This is a genomic window from Pantoea sp. C2G6 (assembly GCF_051336815.1).
In the GTDB taxonomy this organism is placed as follows: domain Bacteria; phylum Pseudomonadota; class Gammaproteobacteria; order Enterobacterales; family Enterobacteriaceae; genus Pantoea.
The window spans coordinates 206,189-230,738 of record NZ_JBGMNJ010000004.1 but is presented as its reverse complement, the minus strand read 5'-3'; the positions used below and the strand labels follow the sequence as shown (position 1 = coordinate 230,738).

At 55.4% G+C, this 24,550-nt stretch carries 28 protein-coding genes; 11 read left to right on the top strand and 17 right to left on the bottom strand.

The features are described 5' to 3' along the window. Positions 1-129: 129 nt before the first annotated feature. From ACCW71_RS08480 to ACCW71_RS08460, 5 genes are read right to left on the bottom strand one after another with little or no spacing between them, the layout of a single operon-like run. Complete coding sequence (locus ACCW71_RS08480; protein ID WP_436370744.1) at positions 130-1,215, bottom strand: ABC transporter ATP-binding protein; 1,086 nt, start codon at positions 1,213-1,215, stop codon at positions 130-132. Positions 1,216-1,217: 2 nt separating this feature from the next. Continuing rightward, positions 1,218-2,165 carry a carbohydrate kinase family protein gene (locus ACCW71_RS08475; protein WP_436370743.1) on the bottom strand — a complete coding sequence of 316 codons (948 nt, stop codon included), beginning with the start codon at positions 2,163-2,165 and terminating at the stop codon, positions 1,218-1,220. A 2-nt stretch (positions 2,166-2,167) separates the two neighbouring features. Next, a complete protein-coding gene (locus tag ACCW71_RS08470) occupies positions 2,168-3,007 on the bottom strand; it encodes a carbohydrate ABC transporter permease (protein ID WP_436370742.1) in 840 nt (279 codons plus the stop codon). After that, positions 2,997-3,905 (bottom strand): carbohydrate ABC transporter permease, encoded by a 909-nt coding sequence (locus ACCW71_RS08465; RefSeq protein ID WP_436370741.1) that lies wholly within the window; start codon positions 3,903-3,905, stop codon positions 2,997-2,999. The genes ACCW71_RS08470 and ACCW71_RS08465 overlap by 11 nt, the downstream gene beginning before the upstream one ends. Positions 3,906-3,914: 9 nt before the next feature. After that, the gene (locus tag ACCW71_RS08460; RefSeq protein ID WP_436370740.1) at positions 3,915-5,162 is read right to left on the bottom strand and encodes an extracellular solute-binding protein; all 1,248 of its coding nucleotides are present in this window, start codon (positions 5,160-5,162) and stop codon (positions 3,915-3,917) included. Between the two features lie 298 nt (positions 5,163-5,460). Here ACCW71_RS08460 and ACCW71_RS08455 point away from each other — a divergent pair, with 298 nt between their 5' ends. Further along, positions 5,461-6,630, top strand: a complete 1,170-nt coding sequence (locus ACCW71_RS08455) for an ROK family transcriptional regulator (protein ID WP_436370739.1) — start codon at positions 5,461-5,463, stop codon at positions 6,628-6,630. Positions 6,631-6,672: 42 nt separating this feature from the next. Here the strand turns inward: ACCW71_RS08455 and ACCW71_RS08450 are convergent, their stop codons facing one another. From ACCW71_RS08450 to ACCW71_RS08440, 3 genes are all read right to left on the bottom strand, one after another. Continuing rightward, positions 6,673-7,947, bottom strand: coding sequence for a Glu/Leu/Phe/Val family dehydrogenase (locus ACCW71_RS08450; protein WP_436370738.1), 1,275 nt, complete (start codon positions 7,945-7,947; stop codon positions 6,673-6,675). Between the two features lie 464 nt (positions 7,948-8,411). Beyond that, entirely contained in the window at positions 8,412-8,801 is a 390-nt protein-coding gene (locus tag ACCW71_RS08445; protein WP_436370737.1) for a DUF1090 domain-containing protein, read from the bottom strand. Between the two features lie 118 nt (positions 8,802-8,919). Next, the gene (locus ACCW71_RS08440) at positions 8,920-9,690 is read right to left on the bottom strand and encodes a MerR family transcriptional regulator (RefSeq protein WP_436370736.1); all 771 of its coding nucleotides are present in this window, start codon (positions 9,688-9,690) and stop codon (positions 8,920-8,922) included. Positions 9,691-10,052: 362 nt separating this feature from the next. Between ACCW71_RS08440 and ACCW71_RS08435 the strand changes: the two genes are divergently transcribed. Beyond that, positions 10,053-10,448, top strand: a complete 396-nt coding sequence (locus ACCW71_RS08435) for a hypothetical protein (RefSeq protein ID WP_436370735.1) — start codon at positions 10,053-10,055, stop codon at positions 10,446-10,448. A 37-nt stretch (positions 10,449-10,485) separates the two neighbouring features. Here ACCW71_RS08435 and ACCW71_RS08430 read toward each other — a convergent pair whose 3' ends face one another. Both ACCW71_RS08430 and ACCW71_RS08425 read right to left on the bottom strand, forming a co-directional pair. Next, entirely contained in the window at positions 10,486-10,959 is a 474-nt protein-coding gene (locus tag ACCW71_RS08430) for a DUF1348 family protein (RefSeq protein ID WP_436370734.1), read from the bottom strand. Positions 10,960-11,045: 86 nt separating this feature from the next. Beyond that, positions 11,046-11,480: a 6,7-dimethyl-8-ribityllumazine synthase gene (locus ACCW71_RS08425; protein ID WP_436370733.1), complete on the bottom strand. Its 435-nt coding sequence runs from the start codon at positions 11,478-11,480 to the stop codon at positions 11,046-11,048. Positions 11,481-11,840: 360 nt separating this feature from the next. Between ACCW71_RS08425 and ACCW71_RS08420 the strand changes: the two genes are divergently transcribed. Further along, the gene (locus ACCW71_RS08420; RefSeq protein WP_436370732.1) at positions 11,841-12,548 is read left to right on the top strand and encodes a phage antirepressor KilAC domain-containing protein; all 708 of its coding nucleotides are present in this window, start codon (positions 11,841-11,843) and stop codon (positions 12,546-12,548) included. Positions 12,549-12,647: 99 nt separating this feature from the next. Here ACCW71_RS08420 and ACCW71_RS08415 read toward each other — a convergent pair whose 3' ends face one another. Next, the gene (locus ACCW71_RS08415) at positions 12,648-13,445 is read right to left on the bottom strand and encodes a MetQ/NlpA family ABC transporter substrate-binding protein (RefSeq protein ID WP_436370731.1); all 798 of its coding nucleotides are present in this window, start codon (positions 13,443-13,445) and stop codon (positions 12,648-12,650) included. Positions 13,446-13,694: 249 nt separating this feature from the next. Between ACCW71_RS08415 and ACCW71_RS08410 the strand changes: the two genes are divergently transcribed. After that, complete coding sequence (locus ACCW71_RS08410) at positions 13,695-14,081, top strand: cupin domain-containing protein (protein WP_436370730.1); 387 nt, start codon at positions 13,695-13,697, stop codon at positions 14,079-14,081. A gap of 44 nt (positions 14,082-14,125) precedes the next feature. Here ACCW71_RS08410 and ACCW71_RS08405 read toward each other — a convergent pair whose 3' ends face one another. Both ACCW71_RS08405 and ACCW71_RS08400 read right to left on the bottom strand, forming a co-directional pair. Then, the gene (locus ACCW71_RS08405; protein WP_436370729.1) at positions 14,126-14,809 is read right to left on the bottom strand and encodes a molybdate ABC transporter substrate-binding protein; all 684 of its coding nucleotides are present in this window, start codon (positions 14,807-14,809) and stop codon (positions 14,126-14,128) included. Then, the gene (locus ACCW71_RS08400; RefSeq protein WP_436370728.1) at positions 14,809-15,861 is read right to left on the bottom strand and encodes an ABC transporter substrate-binding protein; all 1,053 of its coding nucleotides are present in this window, start codon (positions 15,859-15,861) and stop codon (positions 14,809-14,811) included. The genes ACCW71_RS08405 and ACCW71_RS08400 overlap by 1 nt, the downstream gene beginning before the upstream one ends. 251 nt (positions 15,862-16,112) lie before the next feature. Between ACCW71_RS08400 and fetA the strand changes: the two genes are divergently transcribed. The 3 genes from fetA to ACCW71_RS08385 all read left to right on the top strand — a co-directional run bounded on the left by fetA (position 16,113) and on the right by ACCW71_RS08385 (position 18,383). Then, positions 16,113-16,781 (top strand): iron efflux ABC transporter ATP-binding subunit FetA, encoded by a 669-nt coding sequence (gene fetA, locus ACCW71_RS08395; RefSeq protein ID WP_436370727.1) that lies wholly within the window; start codon positions 16,113-16,115, stop codon positions 16,779-16,781. Continuing rightward, complete coding sequence (fetB, locus tag ACCW71_RS08390; protein WP_436370726.1) at positions 16,768-17,532, top strand: iron efflux ABC transporter permease subunit FetB; 765 nt, start codon at positions 16,768-16,770, stop codon at positions 17,530-17,532. The genes fetA and fetB overlap by 14 nt, the downstream gene beginning before the upstream one ends. A 101-nt stretch (positions 17,533-17,633) precedes the next feature. Further along, a complete protein-coding gene (locus ACCW71_RS08385) occupies positions 17,634-18,383 on the top strand; it encodes a 2-phosphosulfolactate phosphatase (RefSeq protein WP_436370725.1) in 750 nt (249 codons plus the stop codon). Positions 18,384-18,524: 141 nt separating this feature from the next. Here ACCW71_RS08385 and ACCW71_RS08380 read toward each other — a convergent pair whose 3' ends face one another. The 4 genes from ACCW71_RS08380 to ACCW71_RS08365 form a co-directional block, all read right to left on the bottom strand. Beyond that, positions 18,525-18,899: a VOC family protein gene (locus ACCW71_RS08380; protein ID WP_436370724.1), complete on the bottom strand. Its 375-nt coding sequence runs from the start codon at positions 18,897-18,899 to the stop codon at positions 18,525-18,527. 97 nt (positions 18,900-18,996) lie between these two features. Beyond that, positions 18,997-19,308 (bottom strand): antibiotic biosynthesis monooxygenase, encoded by a 312-nt coding sequence (locus ACCW71_RS08375; protein WP_436370723.1) that lies wholly within the window; start codon positions 19,306-19,308, stop codon positions 18,997-18,999. A 121-nt stretch (positions 19,309-19,429) separates the two neighbouring features. Beyond that, positions 19,430-19,771, bottom strand: a complete 342-nt coding sequence (locus tag ACCW71_RS08370) for a cupin domain-containing protein (RefSeq protein ID WP_436370722.1) — start codon at positions 19,769-19,771, stop codon at positions 19,430-19,432. Between the two features lie 97 nt (positions 19,772-19,868). Beyond that, complete coding sequence (locus ACCW71_RS08365) at positions 19,869-21,077, bottom strand: aldose 1-epimerase family protein (protein ID WP_436370721.1); 1,209 nt, start codon at positions 21,075-21,077, stop codon at positions 19,869-19,871. Positions 21,078-21,443: 366 nt separating this feature from the next. Here ACCW71_RS08365 and ACCW71_RS08360 point away from each other — a divergent pair, with 366 nt between their 5' ends. The 4 genes from ACCW71_RS08360 to ACCW71_RS08345 all read left to right on the top strand — a co-directional run bounded on the left by ACCW71_RS08360 (position 21,444) and on the right by ACCW71_RS08345 (position 24,507). Beyond that, positions 21,444-22,001 (top strand): peroxiredoxin, encoded by a 558-nt coding sequence (locus tag ACCW71_RS08360; RefSeq protein ID WP_436370720.1) that lies wholly within the window; start codon positions 21,444-21,446, stop codon positions 21,999-22,001. Positions 22,002-22,025: 24 nt separating this feature from the next. Beyond that, positions 22,026-23,267 carry a protein-disulfide reductase DsbD family protein gene (locus ACCW71_RS08355; RefSeq protein ID WP_436370719.1) on the top strand — a complete coding sequence of 414 codons (1,242 nt, stop codon included), beginning with the start codon at positions 22,026-22,028 and terminating at the stop codon, positions 23,265-23,267. A gap of 63 nt (positions 23,268-23,330) precedes the next feature. Then, on the top strand, positions 23,331-23,882 hold the full coding sequence (locus ACCW71_RS08350; RefSeq protein WP_436370718.1) for a sigma-70 family RNA polymerase sigma factor: 552 nt from the start codon (positions 23,331-23,333) through the stop codon (positions 23,880-23,882). Beyond that, on the top strand, positions 23,869-24,507 hold the full coding sequence (locus tag ACCW71_RS08345) for a DUF1109 domain-containing protein (RefSeq protein ID WP_436370717.1): 639 nt from the start codon (positions 23,869-23,871) through the stop codon (positions 24,505-24,507). Before ACCW71_RS08350 ends, ACCW71_RS08345 begins: the two co-directional genes overlap by 14 nt. The last annotated feature ends 43 nt before the right edge of the window (positions 24,508-24,550 follow it).

Below are 24,550 nucleotides of genomic sequence, written 5' to 3'. Positions count from 1 at the left end.
ACCGACGGCGAATCATTCCGGCAGCAGACGCCCGCACGGGCCAGGGATGGCATGTTCTGCGTCTTTACCGGGCCCTGAGCCCGTCGCCGATTCACCGACTTAAAAACCCGCCGCTGGTGGGTTTATTTTTTATAGCTGTTCTGTCAGCCGCACGCCGCTGCTGGCATCAAACAGGTGCATCTTTTCGGGGTTAACGGTAATCGGCAGCGTCCCGCCCGACGTGGCATCACTTCGGCCCGCCAGCTGCATATGCAGTGCAAAGCCCTGCCACTCCAGGTGTAGCAGCGTTGATTCACCGGTGATCTCAACGATGTTCACCGTAGCGGGTTGCCCGCCGGGATCGCGCATCAGATCGTGGGGCCGCACGCCCAGCGTGACCGTCTGGCCAGCCTGCTGCTGTGCCGCATGGTGCCAGCGTGACGGTAACGGCAGCCACTGCTGACCGCAGAGTATGCCCGGCATGCCCTCACGCTGCTGAAAGCGCGCCTCCAGCAGATTCATCGGCGGGGAGCCGATAAAGCGTGCCACAAAGGTGTTAACCGGCCGATCGTAGATCGCCAGCGGTGCGCCCTGCTGCACAATCACCCCATCTTTCATTACCACAATCTGATCCGCCAGCGTCATTGCTTCAACCTGATCGTGGGTGACATACACCATTGTGGTTTTGAAACGCTGATGCAGAGACTTAATCTCGGCGCGCAGCTCCATGCGTAACTGCGCATCGAGATTGGAAAGCGGCTCATCAAACAGAAACACCTGCGGGTTGCGCACCATTGCCCGTCCCATCGCCACACGCTGTCGCTGCCCGCCAGACAAGGCGCGGGGATAGCGTTGCAGCAGCTGGTCGATGCCGAGAATGCCAGCAATACGGGCAATCTTGCTTTTCTGCTCTTCGCGCTTCACCTTTTTCACCTGCATGTGAAACGCCAGATTCTCGGCAACCGTCAGATGGGGATAGAGCGCATAACTCTGGAAAACCATCGCAATATCCCGGTCGGCGGGGTCGAGATCGTTGATGCGCTTTTTATCCAGCATAATCGCCCCGTCAGAGACGCTATCCAGACCCGCCAGCAGCCGCAGCAGCGTCGATTTGCCGCAGCCCGATGGACCCACCAGCACGGTAAAACTGCCGTCAGGAATGGTTAAATCCAGCGGATGCAGCACGCTCTGTTTACCGTAGCGCTTAGCCACCTGTACAAGTTCAACACTGGCCATAATCAGCGCACCTCGTTTGATAGTTGGAGTTGTTGCCAGTCGGGATAGCGACGCGGTGAACTGCTGATCGCCTGCGAGGCGACTTCAATCCCCCAGCGCAGCGCCGTGTGCGGGGAGTGGCGATGAAGCAGTGCGGTCAGAAATCCTGCATTAAAACTGTCACCGGCCCCAATGGTATCGACCACCGTAACCGGCTGCGCCGCGGCATACTGCACCGAGGCGGCGGACCAGAGACGCGCCCCCTCTGCGCCGCACTTAATCACACAACCGCCGCGCCCGCTGAGCTGGTTCGCCAGCCGTGCGCCGCTCTGCGCTAACGTCTGTGCGTCAGCCAGACCCAGCGCCTCCACCTCGTTCAGCAGCAGCCAGTCGCAATGCGTCAGCCACTGGCTGACCTGGAGTCGAACCGCATCGGTCCAGCCAGCGGGCGGCCAGCCGGTATCCACGGCGACGCAAAAGCCGCGCTGTTGCAGCGCGGCCAGCAGCGCCGGATAGTGGTGATAAAGTTCCAGGCAGAGAAAGGTGCCGCACAGCAGCACGATGTCGCCCGGCGTGGCCTGTCCGGGCAGCTGAGCCAGCACATCTTCCGCGGTCAGCAGCGTGATGTGTCCATAGTTGCTGAGAAAAGAGCGTTCGTTATCGGGATGCGTCACCCCCACCGTCAGCGAGGTTTCACAGCGATAGCGTGGCCAGTGGGCGGCGCTGTGGGGAAAGTGGCTGGCCAGCCAGTGGCTGAAACCATCATCGCCCTGATTGGCGATGGCCCGATGCGGTATCTGCATCGCCTCCAGCGCCAGCGCACAGTTACCCGCTGAGCCACCGGGACGCAGTTCGCTGTGTTGCAGCATCACTTCCGTACCGCGCTGCGGCCAGTCGCTGAGCGTACCCATGATTAAATCGACATTAATATTACCCACCACGTAGAGGGTGGACGGCGTTGTGGTTGTCATGGTTATCCCTTACTTCCGCCGCTGGTGAGGCCGCTGACCAGCGTCTTCTGCAACCAGATGGCAATAAACAGTGGCGGCACCGAAGCCAGAATGCCGATCGCCGCAATCAGCCCGTCGTCGGTCGCGCGTCCGGCGGTAAAACCGGCGATGGCGACCGGCAGGGTCTGGGCCGAAATATTGCTGGTAAACAGCAGCGCGTAGAAAAACTCATCCCATGCCAGCAGCCAGCCAAACAGCGCGGCAGCGCCCAGCACCGGCTTCGCCAGCGGCAGGGTGATACGCAGCAGCACCTGCCAGAAGCGCAGGCCATCCAGCCGCGCCGCCTGTTCAATATCACGCGGCAACGAATCGAACTGGTTTTTCAGCATCCAGGTCAGAAACGGCAGGATCAGCGAGCAGTAGACCATCACCAGACCTGGCCGGGTGTTGAGCAGCCCCAGCTGTTGCAACAGAAAGTAGAGCGGCAGCACAAATGCCACCGGCGGCACCATGTAGATCGCCAGCGCCCCCGAAAGCCAGGCGTCGTGCCCACTGTAGCGTGAGAAGCTGAACGCCGCCGGAATCGCCAGCAGCAGCGAAATGGCGGTGGCGACAGTGGCCACCAGCAGGCTGTTACCCAGCGCATGCAGGAAGATATTGCCCGGCTGGTTGGGAGCCAGCGAAACCAGCCCCTGATAGCGGCTGAAATCCCACTGACGCGGCAGCCACTCCAGCGGTACACGTGACAGATCGCTGGCTGAGCTGACGCTCATCAGAAACAGCCAGCCCATCGGAGCCAGAATGCTGAGGGCGACCAGCAGCGCCGCGCCGTAACGCAGCACCCGCCGCAGTTTAGTTTTCATAGGCGGAACTCCGGCGGCGCTGATGCCACAACATCAGCAGATAGAGGGTGATCAGCAGGGCACACATCAGGGTCATCAGGATCGCGTAAGCGGCACCGCTGCCGGCACGCAGGTAACTGAATGACTCCTGATAGACAAAGAAGCTCAGGGTTTTGGTGCTGTCTACCGGGCCGCCGCGCGTCATCACGTAGATGATGTCGAAGATCTTAAAGGCATCGATGGTGCGCAGCACCAGCGCGACGCCAAGCGGCGCGACAATTGCCGGGAAGGTGATAGCCCGGAAACGCCGCCAGGCGGAGGCGCCATCCAGCCGGGCGGCTTCATACAGATCTTCAGGGATCGATTGCAGCGCCGCCAGTACCAGCAGCGTGACCAGCGGATAGTTTTTCCATATATCGGCGAACATTACCGCATTGAGCGCAGAGTCGGGCGACCCCAGCCAGCTGCGATACCCCTCAATAATGCCGGCCTGACTCAGCAGGGCGTTGATGCTGCCGTAATCGGGGTTGAAGTTCAGCCGCCACATCATGGCGTTAACGATGGTTGGCAGCGCCCAGGGCAAAATGACCAGCACCCGCAGCACATTACGTCCGATAAATTTCTGGTTCAGCAGCAGCGCCACCAGCACACCGATAATCCCCTCAAAGGTGACAGAGACCAGGGTGAAATAGAGGGTGCGCCAGATCGACGCCCGGAAATCGGGATCGCTCAGCGCATAAAAATAGTTTTCCAGCCCAATCCAGGAAGGCGTTTCACCGCTGCCAATCAGCGCAGCATCGGTAAAACTGAGCCAGATGGTGCGCAGCAGTGGCCAGGCGGTAAGCAGCAGCATCACCAGCAGCATGGGTGCCAGCAGCACCCATGCCTGACGCTGTTCGCGTTGACGCAAACTCAGCATCATGACTCCTTAACGCAGCCGGGCGGCGCTTTTATCAACCGTCGCCATCGCATCCTGCGCCGGGATTTTACCAAGCAGCACCTGCTGCAACTGCTGCTGAAGCTGGTTCGACAGACGCGAATAGTCGGCGGTCTCAGGACGTGACAGCATCACATTCAGTGACTGGTCCGCGGCGGCAATCAGGCTCTCCTGGTCCTTTTTCACCGCCGCATCCTGGTAAGAAGATTTCCAGATCGGCAGGCTGAGCTTCGCATAGTGATTCTGTACCGGCTGCGAAGTCATGTACTGAATATATTGCCAGGCCTGTTCAGGATGGGTGCTGCCTTTGGTGATCCCCAGCCCCATTGAGCCGTTGACCGCGCCCGCTTTACCCGGCGCATCGCCAGGGGCGGGCATAATGCCGACATTCCCGGCCACTTTACTCTGCTTCGGATCGTTTGCCATGTTGTACATGTAGGTCCAGTTCAGCGCGAAAGCGGCATCGCCGTTGGAGAACGATTTGCGCACATCTTCTTCCAGGTATTCGCGTGAAGCCGGATTGCTCAGCCCCTCATCCAGCGAGCTCTTCATCAGATTCAGCGCCTTCAGCGACGCCGGGCTGGAGAAGTTAAGTTTGCCGTTCTGGTAGAATTGCCCGCCAAAGCCCGACACCAGCGTGGTGTAGTCACACACCAGCGCTTCAGCCTGTGCCCAGCTCCAGACCAGCGGATAGTTGACGATATTCTTCTGCTTAATGATTTTCGCGTCATCCAGCACCTGCTGCCAGGTCTGTGGCGGCGTGCTGATGCCCGCTTTTGCCAGCATCGCTTTGTTGTAATAGAGATATTTGGTGTCGAGTATCCACGGCATACCCAGCGTCTTGCCTTTGTAGATCACCGTGTTCATCGCGCCAGGGAAGATCTTCTCCTTCTCTTCAGGCGTTACGCGCGCGCTGACATCCTGAAGCAGATCAAAACGGGCGAACTCAGCTGGCCAGATAGCGTCGAACAGCACCACATCGTAGCCATTACCGCCTGCACCGCGCGCCGCCACAATCTTGTCATGCAGTGCTTCGTAGGGTACAAACTCCAGATTGACGCTGACATCGGGATGCTGCTTCTGAAAGTCCTGCGTCATCGCACGAATGTCATTTTCGCTGTAGGCCGCCTGGGTCATAAACAGGGCGTTGATCTGACTGGCCGCCGCTGCGCTGCCCGCGCTTAACATCAGTAAGGCGGCAAAACCGGCTTTCAGTTGGGGGGTATAACGCTGTGACATGGTCTTCTCCACTATGCAGCAACAGGGGTGCCGGTTAATTAAATCAATTTGATTGACTTAATCAGGGGCGAAATTTTAGCCAGTGCGCGCACTGACTTGAGAGGAAACAAGCAAACGGCGTGCCACAAAATAGGGATTACTTTGAAACATTGCCGTAACAACGCTGAAACTCAGACTGCGCTTTTATGGCAAAACTGCCTATCCTGATGGCTGAAAATTGTGTGCCGCCTCAAAGATATTGTTTGCTCCGACCGCTCCGGGCACCAATACTGGCGGTCCCGCTGTAATGGAAAACAACATGAAAACGTCGGGTACTAACCTTGAACATGCGCGGGCGCACAACCGGCGCGTGGTGATTGAAGCGATTCGTCTGCATGGCGAACTGACCCGCGCCGAGCTGGCGCGCATGACGGCGCTGACGCCACAGACCGTCTCCAACATCGTGGCGGAACTGGAGCAGGCCGGACTACTGACCAGCCGCCAGCCGCGCCGCAGCGGACGCGGTCAGCCCTCGATACCGATCACGCTTAATCCCACCAGTGCCTGGTCGATTGGCATTCATCTGGATCACCAGACGCTGCTGCTGGTACTGGTCGATCTCAGCGGAGAGGTGCATTTCCGCAGCCTCGTGCTGGTGCAAAAGCCCCAGCCGGCTGCCACCCTGGCGTGCATCGCCAGCGTACTGGCGGAGATGCGCGCTTTCCTGGGCAGCCACTGGCAGAAAGTCCTGGGGATTGGCGTGGTGATGCCGGGACCTTTTGGCGTGGAGGGGATCTCATCGGTTGGACCGACGACCCTGAATGGCTGGGAGCAGGTCGATATTGAAGCTGAACTCCATGCCATCAGCGGCCTGCCGGTGACGCTGGAAAACGATGCGACGGTTGCGGCGATCGGTGAACGTTTTCATGGCATTGCGCGCCAGCTTAACTCCTTTATCTATCTCTATATCGGCACCGGCCTCGGCGCGGGCATCTTTACCGATGGGCATATCTACACTGGTCACGCCCACAACGCCGGCGAAGTCGGACACATTGTGGTGGAGCCAGGCGGTCGCGCCTGCTACTGCGGTAATCAGGGCTGCCTTGAGCGCTATGTCTCACTCCAGGCCGCCTATGAATTCTGCGGGCTGGACCCGATGCGGGCCTTACCCGACGATCTGTTGCAGATTGAACCAACACGCTTTGCCGAATGGATTGAGAGCGTACTGACGCCGTTGCGCCAGGCGATTAATATTCTTGAGTCGGTGTTCGACGCTGAAGCGGTGATCATTGGCGGGATGATGCCTGCGCCATTGCTGGAGCAGATTGTACAACGTCTGCCGCCGCTCTATCAGTCGGTGCGCGGACGCTATCTCAACGCGATGCGGCTGAAGATTGGCATGACCGGCAGTGATACAGCCGCACTGGGCGCAGCCGCGTTGCCGATTTTTGATGAGTTTAACCCGCAGTTTCAGGTGTTGATGAAGTAGGTGAGGGAAAGGGCGCTGTTGCAGGCAACAGCGCCGCAGAGATTAGCCCGGATAGATACCGCGATCTTTACGCGCCATCAGAATACGCTCACACGCCACGATATAGGCCGCGGTGCGCAGTGAGCACGATTTCTCTTTCGATTTCTCCCAGACATGCACCATCGCGTCGGTCATGATCTTATCTGAGCGACGGTTGATCTCATCTTCGCTCCAGAAGAAGCTCGCCATGTCCTGCACCCATTCGAAATAGCTGACGGTGACGCCGCCTGCGTTACAGACCACATCCGGCACCACGATAATGCCGCGTGTCGCCAGCATGTCATCCGCATCGGGATAGGTGGGGCCGTTAGCGCCTTCCAGCACAATTTTACAGCTCAGCACTTCAGCGCGTTCACGGGTAATCTGACCTTCCAGCGCCGCCGGGATCAGAATATCCATGTCGGTGGTCCAGAACGCCTCTTTATCAATGTTCTGCGCGCCAGGGAAACCGGCGATCTGCTTGTTGGCGATCTGCCATTCCGTAAGTGCCGCCATGTCGATGCCGTCGGCATTAAACAGCGTCGCGGTATGATCCTGGATCACCACCACGCGCGCCCCCGCCTCCTCAAACAGCCGGGCGGCTTCGCTGCCCACGTTACCAAAGCCCTGAACCGCCACACGCGCGCCTTCAATCTCAATACCGGCCCGGCGCGCCACTTCACGTCCGGTAACGAATACGCCGCGACCGGTGGCTTTTTCACGGCCCAGTGAGCCGCCAAGGTGGATCGGTTTACCGGTGACAACGCCGGTAATGGTGGTGCCGTGGTTCATGGAGTAGGTGTCCATCATCCACGCCATCACTTTGCCATTGGTGCCGACGTCTGGCGCAGGAATATCTTTTTGCGGCCCGATGATGATGCCAATTTCGCTGGTATAGCGGCGCGTCAGACGCTCAAGTTCACCGTCGGAGAGTTTGAAAGGATCGACCCGGATGCCGCCTTTGGCACCGCCATAGGGCAGGTTTACCGCCGCACATTTGATGGTCATCCACGCGGAGAGCGCCATCACTTCGTTAAGGTCAACATCCGGGTGATAACGGATACCGCCTTTACCCGGCCCGCGCGAAAGGTTGTGCTGAACGCGATAGCCTTCGAAATGGCGAATCGAGCCATCATCCATCTGGAGAGGAATATCGACAATCAGTGCACGTTTTGGATGACGCAAAGTATCTATCCAACGTGAAAGATCGCCTAAATAGGGCGCAACCCGGTCGATTTGTTGTAAGTAGGTGGACCAGGCAGATGTACTGCTTTCAGACGCATAAGATAACTTATCCATAACAAACCTTTCTTAATGAAGTTATTTATTGTGTGCAACCGTGGAGAGAGAGCACCTTGTTTGGTGCCGACATAATCTAACACTCCTGAAACAAATTAGATGGTGATGCAGGCACGCTAAAACGCGCGCCGCCCCCGATTCAGCGCCGCCGGAGTGAATAGCTGCCGCCAAATCAGGCCAGCTATCGAATAAAAATGCATTCTGAGTGCCTGGTTTCTGCATAGAAGCAAAATATCGCTATCTTTCAAATCTTTGAAGACGTTCAAAAAGTTAAATAATTGATCTCAACGATATTGACTTTGCTGCACCAATTAAGTGCATGAGAATAAGTAATCAAAGGATTACATTAAGTAATGAATTGGCTGAGAATAGAGCTGGCTTATCAGAGGGTTAGCAGTGGAGGGTCAGTAAAGGGGCGGCAGGGTAAAACAGGCGGGCCCGCGGTGTCAGCGGGCCCGCTGAAATCAGTGCTGTAAAGCCTGTTCAGCTTCTTTCAGTTCCTGGCGCGCTTCAGCCAGCTTAGCCTCACGCTTCTGGATCTTACTGGCGCTGCGTCCTTCAGCCCTGGCTTTCGCCAGCTCCTGTTCGCGTTCCTGCACTTTGAATTTTTTCTCGGACACTTTTTCCTGTCGCTGCTTCAGCAGGCCGCTTTCGGTGCAGTGCTGATCGACTTCACGCAGTGCTTTTTCCAGGCCCGCAACCTGATGGGCGTTATGGTGCTGGCGGGCGAAGGCGAGTTGAGTTTCAATCTCCTGCTTTTTCGCTGCACAACCGCCAGGAGCAGGGGCAGCCTGAGCCGCGGTAAAGGTCAGTGGCAGCAGGAACAGGCTGAGTGTCAGTAAGTGCTTTTTCATAATAGTCTCGTCAATGAGTCAGATTTGAAGCACCAGTATACGGACTCATCTTAAGAGATTCTTAACGGAAAATAATCAGCGGGTCAGGGAAACAGCGGGAGAAGGGGGCTGCCTGCTATCAGGCAGCGGAAGATGCGCCGCTTTCGCTATAGTGCAGTTTACAATCGGGGCCGCTCAGCATCACCGGATGACCGGCATGACGCTGCTGTTCAAAATAGTCCTGCATCAGCTGACTGATACCCGCACCACACCACATCACATGATGCTGATGGAGTTCAGCCTTCGATGCAGGCTGCCCGTTAATGCCGGTGTCCACTTCAACATGAAAACCCATTGCGGTCAGGCGAATGGCTTCCAGCCAGATTTCCGTTTTGTCACGCACGCTGACCGCTTCCAGAAACAGCGGTATCGCAGAGCCACTGCGTGATGAGAGGCGCATGACTTTATCCGCCTGCTGCTGAACCATATGCTCAAAACGATCAAGGCGTCGTGACGAGCCCTGACGATGATCGGCATGGAGCCAGATGCTTAACGGACGCAGCAGGTTGATAACGAAATCGTCGCCGCTGTAGTCGCTGGACATATGGTGCATATGCCGTGAAAGCGATAACGGCGTACCAAACTCCAGTTGCCAGAGCATATCGCCTTTGCGCGCCGCCCAGCCATAGGTAGACACCGTGGTGGCAGACTGCTGACCCTGGCGAATTTCATCCAGAGTGGCGCCGGTTGCGGTTAATCCAACCAGGTTACGGATTTCGCTGAGGTGATCGTCACTCCAGCTGTTGAGACTCTGTTGCGGCGTCAGTAAACCCTGCTTCATCCAGCGTTTCAGATTCGCGGGATGGGTGCCGGTTATCGCACAAACAGTATCGGTAGTATGAGAATGCATATCGTGCCCTCTGGTGAGGGAAAGGCCGCCGGTGTTGACCGGGGATGAGTGACTACTATGAACCTGATAACAACAAATTAACAGGGGGTAAACCGGGATAAACTCACGGCGGGCCAGCCTGACGCTGCGCTTATTCCAGGCCGCTACAGGCTTAAATCCAGGCAGTTCAGTGAGTTAAAACTCTGCGGTCAGCAGACAAAAAGACTGTGTATTTATTCAGTAAATATTCTTTACATAAATATACCTGTTTCAGGGGGTGTTTCGGCGCTTTTTTAAGAGCATACCGACCGTCAGGCCCCTTACATCCGCCAGGCAAAGCGCTAAAATAGAGGGTTCTTAACATCAGGAGAAAGAGTGCCCCCATGCCTTATCGTTTTACTCTTGCCGTTGCGACGGCTGCTGCGTTATTGACCGGTTGTGCTAAACACACCGCCACCGATGCGCCCGATGAATTTGCTGCTGGCCCGACCCAGATTGATGTGTCACATATCAAGACCCGCGCCGATGACGGCTCCAGCGTTTTCCTGACCGTAGACGGTAAAGAAGCCGGTAAGTTGCCCAACGGCAAAAGCATGCTGCTGCATGTGCCAGCCGGTAAGCATCAGATTGGCGGTTATGTTCCGACACTGTTTGGTATTGGTCGCGTGACCATTGCGCCGGTAGAAGTGACCACGTCACCTAACGATGTTAAAAAAGTGGCTTACACCGTGACCCGCAACAAAGCGACTTTTGTCGAGAATAAAGACCAGCAGGGATAAGGCATGAGCAGCGGAGAGCACTGCTCTCCGCTGAAGGTTATAATCCGAGTTCGCTGAGCGACGGATGATCGTCAGGACGACGCCCCTGCGGCCAGTGAAAGAGCCGCTGCGCCTCGCTGATTTTCAAATCATTAATACTGGCGAAGCGCTGCGTCATCAGACCCGCTTCATCAAACGCCCAGTTCTCATTGCCGTATGAGCGATACCACTGCTGCTGCTCATCATGCCATTCATAGGCAAACCGCACCGCAATCCGGTTTTGATGGAAACTCCACAGCTCTTTGATCAGCCGGTATTGCTGCTCCCGCTGCCACTTTTGCTGCAAAAAGGTGTTTATCTGCGCGCGTCCGGTGAGAAACGTATCGCGATTACGCCATTCACTCTCAACCGAATAGGCCAGCGATACCCGCTCAGGATCGCGACTGTTCCAGCCATCTTCCGCCAGCCGCACTTTTTCAATCGCCTGTTCTGGCCGGGTAAACGGCGGTAAAGGCGGACGGGATTTTTCCATCTTCTGCTCCTTAGCAGCTCAGAGACCAAGGCGAAATCTGAAACCATTCATGCAAAGAGGCTCGCACAGGAGCCGCCCGTAGCGGATCAGAGTTCGAGTGCGTGGATCTGACTGACCGCGCGCGCCGCTTCCTGGCCTTTTTTCACGAAGTGCTGGGTATAGAAATCGATAAACTCTGCCGCTGGCTGGAAATTATGGGGCGTCAGCGAGACGGAAAAGATCGGCACGTTCGTCGCCAGCTGCGCCTGCATCAGGCCACTTACCACCGCCTGCGCCACGAAGTCATGGCGATAGATGCCGCCATCGACCACCAGTGCGGCGCAGACAATCGCATCATAGTTACCGGTCTGTGCCAGACGCTGTGCAAGCAGTGGCATCTCAAATGCACCCGGCACATCCCAGGTTTTCATCTCATAGGGTGTACCGCGGTTCTCAAGCTCCTGCTCAAATCCGACCAGAACCTGGGACACAATTTCGCTGTGCCAGTTGGCTTTAATAAAGGCGACTTTTAACGGCTGCATGACTTACTCCAGTAAAAGATAACATCCGGCGGTAGCGACCATCGCCGCTCCCCGAATCAATAGGTTGAGTTCAGAAGGCCGTTAAGCCGCTGATCGTTATTACTATACTGTAATGTAAAGGGTCTGTGTCCATCATTGTGATTTTATGTGAATAAGCTATGACCGGCAGCCTGTGAGTTTCACCGATGCCCCTCCCTCCGAAACCGCAGCATGGCTGTTAATCCTGCGGGATAGTGCCTGATTACGAGACCGGTTCCAGTTAAGCGATTGCTTAAATAAAATACTGGATATTTGAACAGGTATTTGTATAATTAATCTACTGCCCGTTGGGTATTGGTAGCGTTAGTGAGGGGTGAACCCATGATGATTTCGACTCAAAGCCTCAAATCTCTGGAACAATCGGTCACCATGAGCAGCCGTGAGCTGGCTCAGATAACCGGCATCACGCATGGAGAAGTTAAGCGGTTAATCAAAAGCCTTGAGACGGCTCAGCGTCTCTCCCAACCGATCAACGTTAATGACTATGAGCGGGAAGGGGAGCTGCGTCAGGAGTACCGTCTGAACAAACGTGACTCACTGCTGGCTGTGGCACGTTTATCACCGGGCTTTACCGCAGAAGTGCTGGATCGCTGGCAGGATCGTGAAAAAACCTCTCATCTGCCTGACTTTACCAATCCGGCGGAAGCGGCGCGCGCCTGGGCTGAGCAGTTTGAACAGCGTCAGGCCGCGGAGCAGCAGCTGGCGCTCTCGGCACCCAAGGCGGCCTTTTTTGATAGCTATGTCGAGGTCAATGATTCGCTGGGCTTTCGTCAGCTCTGCAAGATGCTGAAAGTGAAAGAGCCGGAGTTCCGCCAGTTTCTGCTGGAACGGAACATTATGTACCGTGCCAAAGGGATCCTGACGCCGCAGCACTATCATTTGCAGGCGGGCTATTTCACGCTGCATACCGGTACAGGTGAAAACCAGCACGCTTTCTCTCAGGCACGTTTCACCTCGAAAGGCGTGAAGTGGGTAGCCAGCCTGTGGGCCGGGCATCTGTCCGCTCAGCCAAAGGGTGCGGCCGCGTAAGCGTTCAGCCTCAACACATGGCTAAAGAGTGAAAAGCGGGGACAAAAAAGGCCGCATCATTGACGATGCGGCCTTTTGACGATGGATTACCGTTAGCGGTTACCAGCCTTTAATGGCATCGCCCTTGTAAACTTCTTCCGCTTTCGCCGCCACTTCCGGTGACTGTAATGCGGCTTTCAGCTTCTGAATTTTATCGCTGTCTTTATTCTCTTCACGGGATACCAGCGCGTTGACATAAGGTGAAGAGGCGCTTTCCATAAATAAACCGTCGCGGTGAGCGGATAATCCCGCCTGCGCCGAGAAGTTAGTATTGATGATCGAGAGCACGACATTGGGATCATCCAGCGTACGGGTCAGCTGTGGGGTATCCACTTCAACCAGCTTCAGATGCTTTGGATTTTCGGTAATGTCCAGTGAGGTCGGTAAATAGCCAACGCCATCTTTGAGTTTAATCAGTCCCTGTTGCTGAAGCAGCAGCAGGCTGCGTCCCAGAGTGGTGGCTTCATTAGAGATGGTGATGGTCGAGCCATCCTGCAACTCGCTGATGTTCTTGATTTTGTGTGAATAGGCGGCAATCGGGAATACAAAGGTTTTACCGACGACGGCAAATTTGTAGCCACGCTCCTTTGATTGCGCTTCCAGATAAGGCAGGCTCTGGAATGCGTTAGCATCCACTTCTTTATTATTCAGTGCTTCGTTAGGCAGCACATAATCATTGAAGTTGAGCACTTCCACATCAAGTTTATATTTATCTTTAGCGACCTGCTGTACCACCTGCCAGATCGCTTCATCCGGCCCGGTGTTAATTGCGACTTTGACTTTGTTATCGTCGTCTTTCGAGCAGGCAGATAATAATAAAACAGAACTGGCGAGTAACGCCGTGAACAGACCTTTCATTATCAGAAATCCCTCAGATAGTAGATGGCATCAAAGATAATACAGAATGACGCTGATGCGTACTCACTGACAGATATAACTTATAACTACATGCAGAATATTGGTCACTAAACAGCCACTGTGTTTTGTTATGTCGCAACCGGTTAATTAATCAATCCACCACAAATGCGGCGGCCAGCCAGACAATTCTCTTCTAAACTTCAGAGCCCGCTCTTAGGGCATTTCATTGATGATTAACAGGGATTCACTATGTCGAAGCAAGATGAGAACCAGATTACCGCCGTTGAAGTGATGCGCAGCAGCGAGGCATGGAACGGCGAACGGATTGAATCTTATCCGGCGGGTCAGCCGGAACTCACCGTGATGCGTCTGTCACTGCCTGCGCATACCTCATTGCCCTGGCATACCCATCCGATGCCGAACGCGGCGTTTGTTCTTTCCGGCACGCTGATTGTTGAGGACAAACAGAGTGGCGAACAGCAGACTTTTCACGCTGGTGAAGCACTGAATGAAACGGTTAACAGTGCCCATCGCGGTTATACCCTTGAGGAGCCAGCGGAACTGGTGATTACCTATGCCGGTGTCAAAGGGCAGGAGCTGACCGAGCCGCTGCCGGGCGAGCCGGAAGAGTTCTGATGCCAGCCACAACGGCAGTGCAGCAAAGCCAGAGCGGATTGCGGCTAACAGCCAAATCCCGCTTTTCGCAGCAGCGTTTTTGCCTGCTCTGAGCCTAAGAACGCGGCCAGCCGTTCTGCCTGTGGCGTAATAACGGCACAGGCGTAGTGAGCAACAGGGTTCCAGGCTGCCGGGATGGTCATTACCGACAGCCCGGCAATCTGAGACAGGGCTGCACGATAGCTGGCGTAGCCGATGAAAATATCCGCCTGATCCTGCTGAATAATCCATTCCGCCGCCAGTTTGCCCGCCGGAATCGGAGCGGAGTCCCGTCCACCGACCAGGGGCTGTGCGCGCTGGCGAACGGCCTCACCGGCCTTTCCCATCCGGCTGAAAAGAGCCTGGGCGTAGTCACCGGAAGGATCGGCTCCCGGCGTTGACGTGGCTATCCGCAGCGAAGGGCGAGTGAGCAGACTGTGCCAGTCATCATCCGGCTCAGGCAGATCGCTGCGTACTGTCAGACAGAGAATATTGGTGGCAAAGGGCACAACGGAACGCGCCCGCCCATCACCCAGCAATTTATTCGGATGCTCATCGCTGGCTGAAGCAAAGAGATCGCAGTACTCACCAGCTTCAATTCGCTCACGCAGCAGCCCGGCAGGAGCAAAACAGCTCTCCACCGGCTCAGGAAAGTGTGCCATCAGCGCTGGCCATACCGGCCTCAGACTGCCTGCTGCCAGCACCCGCATCAGTCGGTTCCCTGATAGGTGGTGCGGTAGAAGCGCTGATACCAGTCATTGGCCAGCTTGCGCATATCAATATCCTGAAACCGTTGCGGATAGAGTTTTTTCGCCATCCATAATTCACCGAGACCCATCGCTTCCGGCATCGGATAGCCCCAGGCTTTGGCGTAGTCCGGCATCAGATAGACCCGATGGTTTTTTACCGCATTAATCGTCTGCAACTGCGGTGAGTTTTTGATCTCATCAACCACCGACGGATAGCGATCCTGCACGAAAATCACCTGCGGGTCCCAGGCGATAACCTGTTCCATCGACACGCTTTTGAAGCCTGTCACGGTCGCTGCCGCGACGTTGACCGCACCGGCATGCGCCATCATCAGGCCGGTATATTTACCGGAGCCGTAGGTAGTCAGCGCCGGGTTTGCCATATAAGCACGTACACGCTGATTCGCTGGCACATCCTTCAGGCGGTCGCTGACCCGTTTGCGCCCCTGAAAGGTTGCCTTAATCAGCGCCTGCGCTTCTGCGGGTTTGTTGACGATCTCACCGATAAGCGTGATTCCCTCGCGTAAACCCCGGTCATAAGCGATCTCTTCATCGGTCAGGGTCGGGTTCATTTTTCTGTTATCGCCCGGTTCGTCATGCCGCAGAGAGATGGCCACCACCGGGATACCCAGCGCGCTGATGCTGTCGATCATCTCCTGTGGCGCATAGTTGGTGACAAAGACTACCTGCGGATGCAGCGCCACCAGTTTCTCAGGATCGACATGGGTCAGATCGCCCAGCGCCGCCTTCTGATTCAGTTCCGGTGCCAGCCGGGCATAACCCTCACCAAGCTGTTGTTTCCAGTTAGCCATGACGCCGACAATCCTGTCTGTGGCATTCATCTGGACCAGCAGGTTGAGCGTCTGATGCTGAAGTACAACGACGCGATCGACACGGTCAGGGATCGTCACCTGGCGGCCAGTCTGGTCGGTGATCTGGCGTGATGCCTGCGACGTAAGCGGAAGGAGTATCAGTAAAGCGAGCGTACAGAGCTGCCAGAAGCGTTTGATCATTATGTCCTCACATTTCGATATGCACTGGATTATATAGCGATAAGTGAAGTACGTCACTAAGCCTGTCAGCAGGCAAGGGTTTTAAAGCGTCCCAGAAGAGGATTGCTGAAGGGGTGAAAAGAAGAGATGTGAACCCTGAAAAGAGATGAGATGATCGGCGGGTTTATGTGAAAGCTCACGCAATCTATCACGCCTTGCGCGGTACGGGGCGCGTAAAGCCACCACCTCATGACGCTATGATGGAACCCATAATGACCAGCGATTTTCCCCTGCTTGATGTGCAGGGAGTAACCTATGCTCTGCAAGGCCAGACCCTGTTGGCACCTGTTTCACTGCAATTAAATGCCGGTGATTTTTTGCTGCTCAACGGACCTTCCGGCAGTGGCAAAAGTACCTTGTTAAAGATTTTATCCTCACTGCTGGCGCCGACAGCGGGAGAGATCCGCTTTGAAAACCGCAATATCGCGGAAATAAAAGCTGAACACTATCGCCAGCAGGTCTCCTACGTCTTTCAGACGCCACAACTGTTCGGTGACACGGTATACGACAATCTCGCGCTGCCGTGGCAGATTCGCCAGCAGCATCCCGCACGCGAGGCGCTGATCGCTTCGTTAGAGAGCGTGAATCTCGACGCCGGGATGCTGGATAAAAAGGTCGGGCAGCTGTCGGGTGGGGAGAAACAGCGGGTAGGGCTGCTGCGTAACCTGCAATTTATGCCAAAAATTTTGCTGCTGGATGAAGTGACCAGCGCGCTGGATGAAGAGAATAAGCGGCTGATCCAGCAACTGATTCAGCATCATGTGCAGCAACAGCAGCTGGCGGTAGTGTGGATCAGCCACGACGTGAATGAGATACGCCAGGCTGAAAACGTGTTACAGCTTACGGCCCCGGAACGAAGAGAAACCGATGAATCAGTATAATATTACCGATAGTTCACTGTTACTTTCCCTGATGCTGGTGATGATAGCGCTGCTTATCAGCCAGAAAGAGAAGCTCGGCATGAGCAAAGATATTATCTGGAGTGTATGTCGGGCCATAGTGCAGTTAGTCATCGTCGGCTATGTGCTGAAGTCGATTTTTGATCTCAACAATCGCTGGCTGACCATCCTGATGGTGCTGTTTATCTGCATTAATGCGGCGCTTAACGCGCGTAAACGCAGCCGCAATATCGATCATGCCCTGATGATCTCTTTTGTCGCTATTACCAGCGGAACGGCACTGACGCTGACGATTCTGGTGCTGAGTGGTGCCATTGAGTTTATTCCCATGCAGGTGATCCCCATCTCTGGCATGATCGCCGGTAACGCGATGGTGGCGGTGGGTTTATGCTACAGCAACCTGAATCAGCGGTTCAGCGACAATCAGCAAAAGATTCTGGAGATGTTGAGCCTGGGGGCATCCGTGAAACGGGCCTCCGCGCGGTTAATACGAGACAGCATCCGGGCAGCCATGATCCCCACGGTTGATGCGGCGAAAACCGTGGGGCTGGTGAGTTTACCCGGCATGATGTCGGGGCTGATTTTTGCGGGTGTCGATCCGGTTAAGGCGATCAAATACCAGATTATGGTGACCTTTATGCTGATGGGAACCGCCAGCATATCAACCATTATCGCGGCCTATTTGTCGTACCGCCGTTTTTATACTGCGCGGGCGCAGCTGAAAATCAGTTGAGTGTGTGCCGGGCGTAGCTTACTGGGGGGCATACTTTTAGTGCGCATAATCTATCTTATGTTAAATTAATCTCACCGGTAACCTATCACGGAGAAAGCATTGTGCAGTGGTTCAGTCAGGGAAAATTTGAAGTTCGTCTTGAGTGGGGCCTATCCGCTGTAGAGCATCTTGCCGGGGAAGTCGACTGTGCTGTCGTTGTGGACGTTATGTCGTTTTCAACGTGCGTCAGTCTGGCTGTCAATAATGGTGCCTGTATCTATCCGTATCCATGGAAAGATGCGTCCGCCATTGAATATGGTATGAAGATCGGAGCCAGTACAGCGAGCCCGGACAGAAGATTCAGTGGTGAAGGCTACACTTTGTCGCCAGCTTCGATCAGGAACATAAGCAATGGTGAAAAGCTGGTACTCCCATCGCCTAACGGATCTGCCGTTTCGTTCAAGGCAAGGGACGCAGGGATAGCAGTTTTTAGCGGTTGTTTTAGAAACCTGTCTGCTACTGCGAATGCCTGCCGCTCGTTCAGGCGTGTTCTGGTTATCCCATGCGGAGAACTCTGGCCCGATGGCAGTCTCCGTCCCTGTATTGAGGATTACGTGGCATCAGGCGGAATTATTGCTGCAATGGCGCGCGAAGATTGCTCACCAGAAGCTCAGGCTGCGGTAGCAGCCTGGCAGCATCACCACAAGCAAAACTTGGAGCTTCTTCGGGAATGTTCGTCTGCGTTAGAGCTGACGCAGCGTGGATTCGACGAGGATGTAAATCTCTGCCTTGAGATAGACAAATCCAAAAAGGAGTGTCGCCTGTGGGGCGATGCTTATGTGTCAGCGTTGGCTAAGAAAAGCAGTTCATAACAGAACTCTTACATTCGATAATGCGAAGACTAAGAGAGTGTCAGCCCCCTGCTTTATTCTGCCGTTACCAGGCACGTGCTTTCAGCAACGCCCCCTGGACTAAGGAGAACCCCGGCAGTAACAATCGCCGGGGCAGCCGCGTCAGACAGCGGTCTGGGCAAAGGCGCAGAGTTTGTTTCCAACCGGGTCCCGGAGATAAGCGATGCATTTGCCATCCGGGCGGGTATGAGGCAGAGATTCTGCTGACGTACCGCCGTTCTCCACACCGGCTTTATGCCAGGCATGAACCGCTTCGGCGCTGGGTAACTCAAAACCGATGGTGCCACCGTTAGCATATGTCGCTTCCTCACCATTAATCGGCTTGGTAATGATGAACCGCTGTTTTCCTTGTCGGTAGAAAGGCCGCTCCAGCTGGTCATAACCTTGATCATCCAGCTCAACATAAGCAAAAATCGCGTCGTAAAACCCTTTTGACTTATTCATATCTTTGGCACCAACAACGACATGGCTATACATGGTCTTAAATCCTTGTGGCTGAAAAGTAATGGTTTTACAGCATAGGCCAGTTTTTTAGGTGTGGTAAGGTCGTTTTGTAGCAACAGCTTACCCATCCCTATAAAGGAGAGACCTTCTCAACCTGGTGCTGAAAGACGTAGGGGTCAGACAGTAATTCAAATTGCTCATCATCGGGATAAGTGACTGCGACCTGATACTGTTCGCCTGCAAAAGCTTTTACCGCCGCCAGATCCCGCCAGTAGGTCGCCAGAAAGAAATGCTCCCAATCGCCCTGTGTCTCTCTGCGTACAAGGGCTCCCAGATTCCCCGGTGTCCCCCTGGAATGTTCCACGCCAGTTTTTTGCAAATGGCGTGCAAAATCTTCTGCGTGCCGGAGCGGTACGCACCCATGCCATGTCCTGACTATCATCTCGCTATCCTCATGTAATAAAGGGATTTAAACCATAACAGGATATGACCGAAAACAGCAGCAGCGACAAAAGGCACAGGGAAAAGACCGTCACATCAACCGTCATGACGGTCTGTTTACCTTATGCCGGCAGATCGGTGCGGTCGCCGCGCGTGCTGGGATGAGAAATAACGATAAACTCAACCGGCACTTCAGCGTCGTTCCTGGCCTGGTGTCTGGCTGCTGGCGGGATCTCGATCCCCTGCCTGGCGGCGATCTGATGGGTTTTCCCCTCCAGTTCCATGGTCAGCACGCCTTCGAGTACAAAGAAAAACTGACGGGAAACGGCATGAAAATGGCGCTGCTCCTGCGTATTGGGTGGCATTTTTTCATGGATGATGAGCATGTCCTCTCGCTTCATCAGATACCAGCCGTCGCAGGCCTCACCCCAGTTATAGTGCTCAGCACTCTCTTTTGAAATCACTCTTCACCTCAGATCAATCAGCAAAACTGAAGAGTATCAGTCAGATAAAAATCCTGAAACGCCCGGCGGACGTTAATCAGGATTTTTATCCCGGCGATTACTCTTTGGCTATTGGCGTCTCGCTCTCATCAATTTTGGTGTCGCCCTGAATTGTTTTAATCCGCTTCTCAACGTCATTCACCTGTTGGCTGTTGTGCAGCAGGGTATAGGTCAAATCAAATTCAGTACTGGCACCGGGTTGTAACTGCTTCACGCGCTTCTGTTCACGTTCGACCGTGACCGGATAGGCGTAACTGGTGCCAGGCTCAATGCCGGTGACGTAGCCCTGTTTCAGGGTGTCGGTGTTTTTCCATAAGGTGAGCAGCGGTAGCTGACGGGTGTCGAACTGAATCGACGCCCCGCTGTTCCCGGCCTTGTTGACCACCGCGGCCACCGTCTGGTGATTGCTGTCGGAAAGCGGCTTGATGTTAAACACCATCTCATCAAAATCTTTGGTCGGGCCTTTATAGGTCTGCCACTCTTTTAAGCCCGCTTTGGCGTAATCGTTGAAGGGGCTGATAGCGGACATCGGTGCCAGGAAGCGTGCGCCCTCTTCCAGAATCGGCGTGCCGAAGTTGCTGTGATAGATGATCTGATAATCGTGGGGATAGTCAGCGTGGTTGGTTAACACATCGTGCAGGCTGAAACTGTTGCTGCCAGGGATATAACGCAGCTCGGTCATGGTCTGTAAATCAGCCTTTTTGAACGTGCTCTCTTTAATCAGGCCGCGAACGCGAATTTCGTGTGGGGCGGCATCGGCGACCTCGACTTCCAGCTGAGAGACCGGCGTATTACCGGCTTTGCCATGCAGCGTATAGATCCTGCCCTCATCGGTCACCGGATGACCGGTCCATTCGTAGCCGCAGCGCACCATCATTTCGTTGAAACCTTCCAGCCAGCCCAGGCCGTTACGGCTTTCAAGGTTCATGAACGCCGGATTGACCACCTCTTTGACGGGCGAATCCCAGCCCATCCGGGTGCCGAATCCTTCAACCCGCAGTAAATTCATGCCACGGGTAGGACTCAGGGTGATCGTCAGCCCTTCCTGACTGCGGATCACCAGAATTTTACTGCCTTCCTGTTTGCCACCGTGCAGTACTTTTTGCTCGATGCTGAACGGCTTACCCTGCAACTTCAGCTCACTGCTGGAGATTTGCCAGTTTCCTTGCTCGATGCCCTGTTCAGCGCTGGTCAGCACCCAGGTTTTTGCCGCGGCCGAACCTGAAACCAGTAAAGCTATCGCCGTTAATGCCAGTTTAGTTTTCATTTTTACCCCATTAGCTGAATCGTTTTTTCATTCCATAAGGGAAATTTACTGAATGGGGTCAAAAAGAAACGTGATGAGGCTCACCTGCCGGGAAATGACCGCTGTTTAGCGGTGATATTGCGAGATAACTCACAGATAGCGTGTCATGAAACGCAATATTACCGCTGTTTTTGTGAGATCTATCGCCCCAAGCTAACTCGATTCAGCTTTAAAGCCCGGTCAGCCGCAGTAACATTGCGACAAAATATTACGAAAAAATCGTTAAAAAAATTCTAAAAAAAGCGCAACTTTTTGGCGTTTTAAACGAACCTGTTATCAGGGACGTCAGACAACCCCGTCTGATCGTCAATGGAGAGAGTAAAGCCAATGAAAAACACCCTGAAAACCCTGGCCGTCGCGACGCTGCTGGCCCTGAGCGTGCCGGTTACCTCCGCCTTTGCTGCCTTACAGGTTGGTGAGAAAGCACCAGACTTTAAACTGGACGCGGCACTGGCAGGTAAAGCGACCACGTTCTCCCTGAAACAGGCCCTGCAGAAAGGTCCGGTGGTGCTCTACTTTTTCCCCGCCGCTTTCAGTGCAGGCTGTACGCTGGAAGCCCATGACTTTGCTGAAGCGACCGATGAGTTCAGCAAACAGGGGGCGACGGTGATTGGTGTCACCGCCGGTAATACCGATCAGATTGCTAAATTCTCGAAACTCGAATGCCGTGACAAATTTACCGTCGCCGCCGATCCGGGCGCGAAAGTCGCTGCCGAGTACAAAAGCACCATGGAGATGAAAGGTCAGAAGCTGTCAGACCGTACCTCTTATGTCATCGCACCGGATGGCAAAATCCTGCTCAGCTACACCGATAAAAACCCCGACGCGCATATCCAGAAAGCGATGGATGCCGTTAAAAAATATCGTCAGGCCAATCCGGCATAACTTCATCTTCTGAGCAGGTTCACCATGCTGACAGCCATTGCGGCCGCCTTTCTCGGCGGCATTATTCTCAACCTTATGCCCTGCGTCTTTCCGGTGATCTCGCTGAAAGCGCTGAGCCTGATCCGCCATCATGACACACCTTCAAAGGCACGCGCTGAAGGCCTGGCGTTTCTGCTGGGCGTCGTCGTGACCATGGTTGCCCTGACGGCAGTGCTGCTGCTCGCCAGGGCCGGAGGCGCATCGGTTGGCTGGGGATTCCAGCTCCAGTCCCCGCTGGTGATCGCCGCGCTAATCCTGGTGATGCTGGGCTCAGCACTGAATCTGCTTGGATTGTTTGAAGTCGGACTGTCGATTCAGCGGGTCGGCGAAGTAGGAAGCGATCGCGGCGGGTTGGCAGGCTCAGCCCTGACCGGCGCGCTGGCGATCATTGTCGCCACACCCTGTAGCGCGCCCTTTATGGCCAGCGCCGTGGGCTACGCCCTGACCCAGCCTCCGCTGGTGAGTCTGGTGATCTTTATAGCGCTGGCGCTGGGTTTTGCCGCGCCCTTTACCCTGATCTCTTTTTTCCCGCTGCTGGCGCGGATTTTACCGAAACCGGGAGCCTGGATGAACACGCTGAAACAGGGCCTGGCTTTTCCGATGCTGGGCGCGGTCGGCTGGTTAATCTGGGTGCTGGAGCGTCAGGCAGGATCGGCGGCGCTGGCGGCGATTCTGGCCTGCTGCCTGCTGCTGAGCTTCGCGGCCTGGCTGTATGGCATGGCGCAGAAACGCCGTATGATGGGCCAGCGTCATGGCTGGCTGCACGCCGCCACCGCCCTCTTCCTGGCGCTGGTCGCTCTGCCGCTGATCAACCTGGATCGCTTTGCGGCCGAAGCCCCGGAAACGGATGCCGCTGCGCAGGCGGCTGCGGCGGTGGCCTGGTCACCGCAGAATGTCGATGCGATTAAAGGCCAGGGCAAGCCTATCCTGGTGAACTTTACCGCCTCCTGGTGCATTACCTGCCAGGTAAACGATCGCACATCATTATCGACGCAGGCGGTGAAAGCGGCGATGGCGCGAACCAGCACCATTTACATGGTCGCCGATTCAACCAAATACAATCCCGATGTTGAGCAGGCGCTGAGTGATTTCGGCCGCGGTGGATTACCGCTCTATGTGGTCTATCCCGCCGATGGTGGCAAGCCGGTGGTGCTGCCACAGGTGCTGACACCGGGCATTGTGATTTCGGCGCTGGATCAGGCAACGGAAAAAGGAAAGAAAATCTGAGGCTACTGATGAGACGATTTGATGGCATCTCTCCGGCGCAACCTGTCAGCGTGCTGATGCGCGATGTCAGAAACTGATCCACGCGCCCGGCCGTGGCCAGCATTAATGGCGCGTGCCCAGGCGGGTGACAGAGCGGCCTATAACCAGGTACTGAAAGCGATGGTTCCGGCCATCCGGGCACTGGTGTGCAAAAAAATCCGTGACGAAGTGCTGGTTGAGGATGTGATCCAGGAGACGTTGCTGGCAATACATCGGGTACGACACACCTATGATCCCCGGCGCCCCATCATGCCGTGGATCAGCGCAATCGCCTCAGCCCGGACCGTTGACGCCCTGCGGCAACAGGGGCGGCGTCAGGAGGTGCAGGCTGAGGAGGAGCTGGAGCGGCAGACCGCGGAACAGCCCGAACTCACCGACCCGGATGCGCTCTCCGGCTATTTAGCGCATCTGCCGCTGCGCCAGCGGGAGATCGTTGAATCAGTTCATCTGCGTGAGCAGAGTCTGGCCCAGGCCGCGGCGGAAACCAATCAGTCTCTCTCTGCGGTCAAAGCGCTGTTGCATCGCGCAATGGTTAATCTTCGTAAATATGGCAGGGGTCATCATGAGAAGTCATGATCTGTTAATTGATCAACTCAGCGAGACGGCGCTGCCGGTGCGGCGTCTCTGGCCGACCGCCTGGCGTGTCGCGGGCTGGCTCGCCGTGGCCTTGCCGGGCGGTGCATTCAGCAGCTGGGCGTTTCACAGCAGCCTGACCGACTGGTCTCAGCCTGGCGCGGTGACGGCGTTAATTGCCCTGCTGCTCTCCTTGCTGATTGCCGGCAGCGCGCTGGCGGCAGCTTTTACGCTCAGCATCGCGGGAAGAAAGCCGCCCGGCCTGCGCTGGCCGCTGTTGCTGGCGGTAAGCTGGCTGGCGCTGAATCTGGTTAATATGTCTTTTACAACCGCACCTATCGGTTCCAGCCGGTTTGGTGAGGGGATTCACTGCTATCTGTTTATGCTGTCGGCCAGCCTGCCGATGGTGCTGATCTCAGTGATCGCACTTAGCCGCACCCGCTCGCTCCATCCGGCGCGGACGCTGGCCCTGTCGGGCTGCGGCAGTGCTTTTGCCTCCTCCATGCTGCTGTCGTTATGCCACGACACGCATCTGCATATGATCGATTTTTCAATGCATCTGGCGGCCGGTGTGACCATTGTGGCGCTGACGGTGATTGCCGGACGGCGCTGGGTCAGACGGGTTTAGTGGCGCGGGCATAGGTGTGCATCAGCGTGAATCCGCCCTGCTG

Coding starts and splice junctions, on each gene's coding strand:
- ACCW71_RS08480 (WP_436370744.1), bottom strand. CDS start 1,215: ATGGCCAGTGTTGAACTTGTACAGGTGGCTAAGCGCTACGGTAAACAG.
- ACCW71_RS08475 (WP_436370743.1), bottom strand. CDS start 2,165: ATGACAACCACAACGCCGTCCACCCTCTACGTGGTGGGTAATATTAAT.
- ACCW71_RS08470 (WP_436370742.1), bottom strand. CDS start 3,007: ATGAAAACTAAACTGCGGCGGGTGCTGCGTTACGGCGCGGCGCTGCTG.
- ACCW71_RS08465 (WP_436370741.1), bottom strand. CDS start 3,905: ATGCTGAGTTTGCGTCAACGCGAACAGCGTCAGGCATGGGTGCTGCTG.
- ACCW71_RS08460 (WP_436370740.1), bottom strand. CDS start 5,162: ATGTCACAGCGTTATACCCCCCAACTGAAAGCCGGTTTTGCCGCCTTA.
- ACCW71_RS08455 (WP_436370739.1), top strand. CDS start 5,461: ATGAAAACGTCGGGTACTAACCTTGAACATGCGCGGGCGCACAACCGG.
- ACCW71_RS08450 (WP_436370738.1), bottom strand. CDS start 7,947: ATGGATAAGTTATCTTATGCGTCTGAAAGCAGTACATCTGCCTGGTCC.
- ACCW71_RS08445 (WP_436370737.1), bottom strand. CDS start 8,801: ATGAAAAAGCACTTACTGACACTCAGCCTGTTCCTGCTGCCACTGACC.
- ACCW71_RS08440 (WP_436370736.1), bottom strand. CDS start 9,690: ATGCATTCTCATACTACCGATACTGTTTGTGCGATAACCGGCACCCAT.
- ACCW71_RS08435 (WP_436370735.1), top strand. CDS start 10,053: ATGCCTTATCGTTTTACTCTTGCCGTTGCGACGGCTGCTGCGTTATTG.
- ACCW71_RS08430 (WP_436370734.1), bottom strand. CDS start 10,959: ATGGAAAAATCCCGTCCGCCTTTACCGCCGTTTACCCGGCCAGAACAG.
- ACCW71_RS08425 (WP_436370733.1), bottom strand. CDS start 11,480: ATGCAGCCGTTAAAAGTCGCCTTTATTAAAGCCAACTGGCACAGCGAA.
- ACCW71_RS08420 (WP_436370732.1), top strand. CDS start 11,841: ATGATGATTTCGACTCAAAGCCTCAAATCTCTGGAACAATCGGTCACC.
- ACCW71_RS08415 (WP_436370731.1), bottom strand. CDS start 13,445: ATGAAAGGTCTGTTCACGGCGTTACTCGCCAGTTCTGTTTTATTATTA.
- ACCW71_RS08410 (WP_436370730.1), top strand. CDS start 13,695: ATGTCGAAGCAAGATGAGAACCAGATTACCGCCGTTGAAGTGATGCGC.
- ACCW71_RS08405 (WP_436370729.1), bottom strand. CDS start 14,809: ATGCGGGTGCTGGCAGCAGGCAGTCTGAGGCCGGTATGGCCAGCGCTG.
- ACCW71_RS08400 (WP_436370728.1), bottom strand. CDS start 15,861: ATGATCAAACGCTTCTGGCAGCTCTGTACGCTCGCTTTACTGATACTC.
- fetA (WP_436370727.1), top strand. CDS start 16,113: ATGACCAGCGATTTTCCCCTGCTTGATGTGCAGGGAGTAACCTATGCT.
- fetB (WP_436370726.1), top strand. CDS start 16,768: ATGAATCAGTATAATATTACCGATAGTTCACTGTTACTTTCCCTGATG.
- ACCW71_RS08380 (WP_436370724.1), bottom strand. CDS start 18,899: ATGTATAGCCATGTCGTTGTTGGTGCCAAAGATATGAATAAGTCAAAA.
- ACCW71_RS08375 (WP_436370723.1), bottom strand. CDS start 19,308: ATGATAGTCAGGACATGGCATGGGTGCGTACCGCTCCGGCACGCAGAA.
- ACCW71_RS08365 (WP_436370721.1), bottom strand. CDS start 21,077: ATGAAAACTAAACTGGCATTAACGGCGATAGCTTTACTGGTTTCAGGT.
- ACCW71_RS08360 (WP_436370720.1), top strand. CDS start 21,444: ATGAAAAACACCCTGAAAACCCTGGCCGTCGCGACGCTGCTGGCCCTG.
- ACCW71_RS08355 (WP_436370719.1), top strand. CDS start 22,026: ATGCTGACAGCCATTGCGGCCGCCTTTCTCGGCGGCATTATTCTCAAC.
- ACCW71_RS08350 (WP_436370718.1), top strand. CDS start 23,331: ATGTCAGAAACTGATCCACGCGCCCGGCCGTGGCCAGCATTAATGGCG.
- ACCW71_RS08345 (WP_436370717.1), top strand. CDS start 23,869: ATGAGAAGTCATGATCTGTTAATTGATCAACTCAGCGAGACGGCGCTG.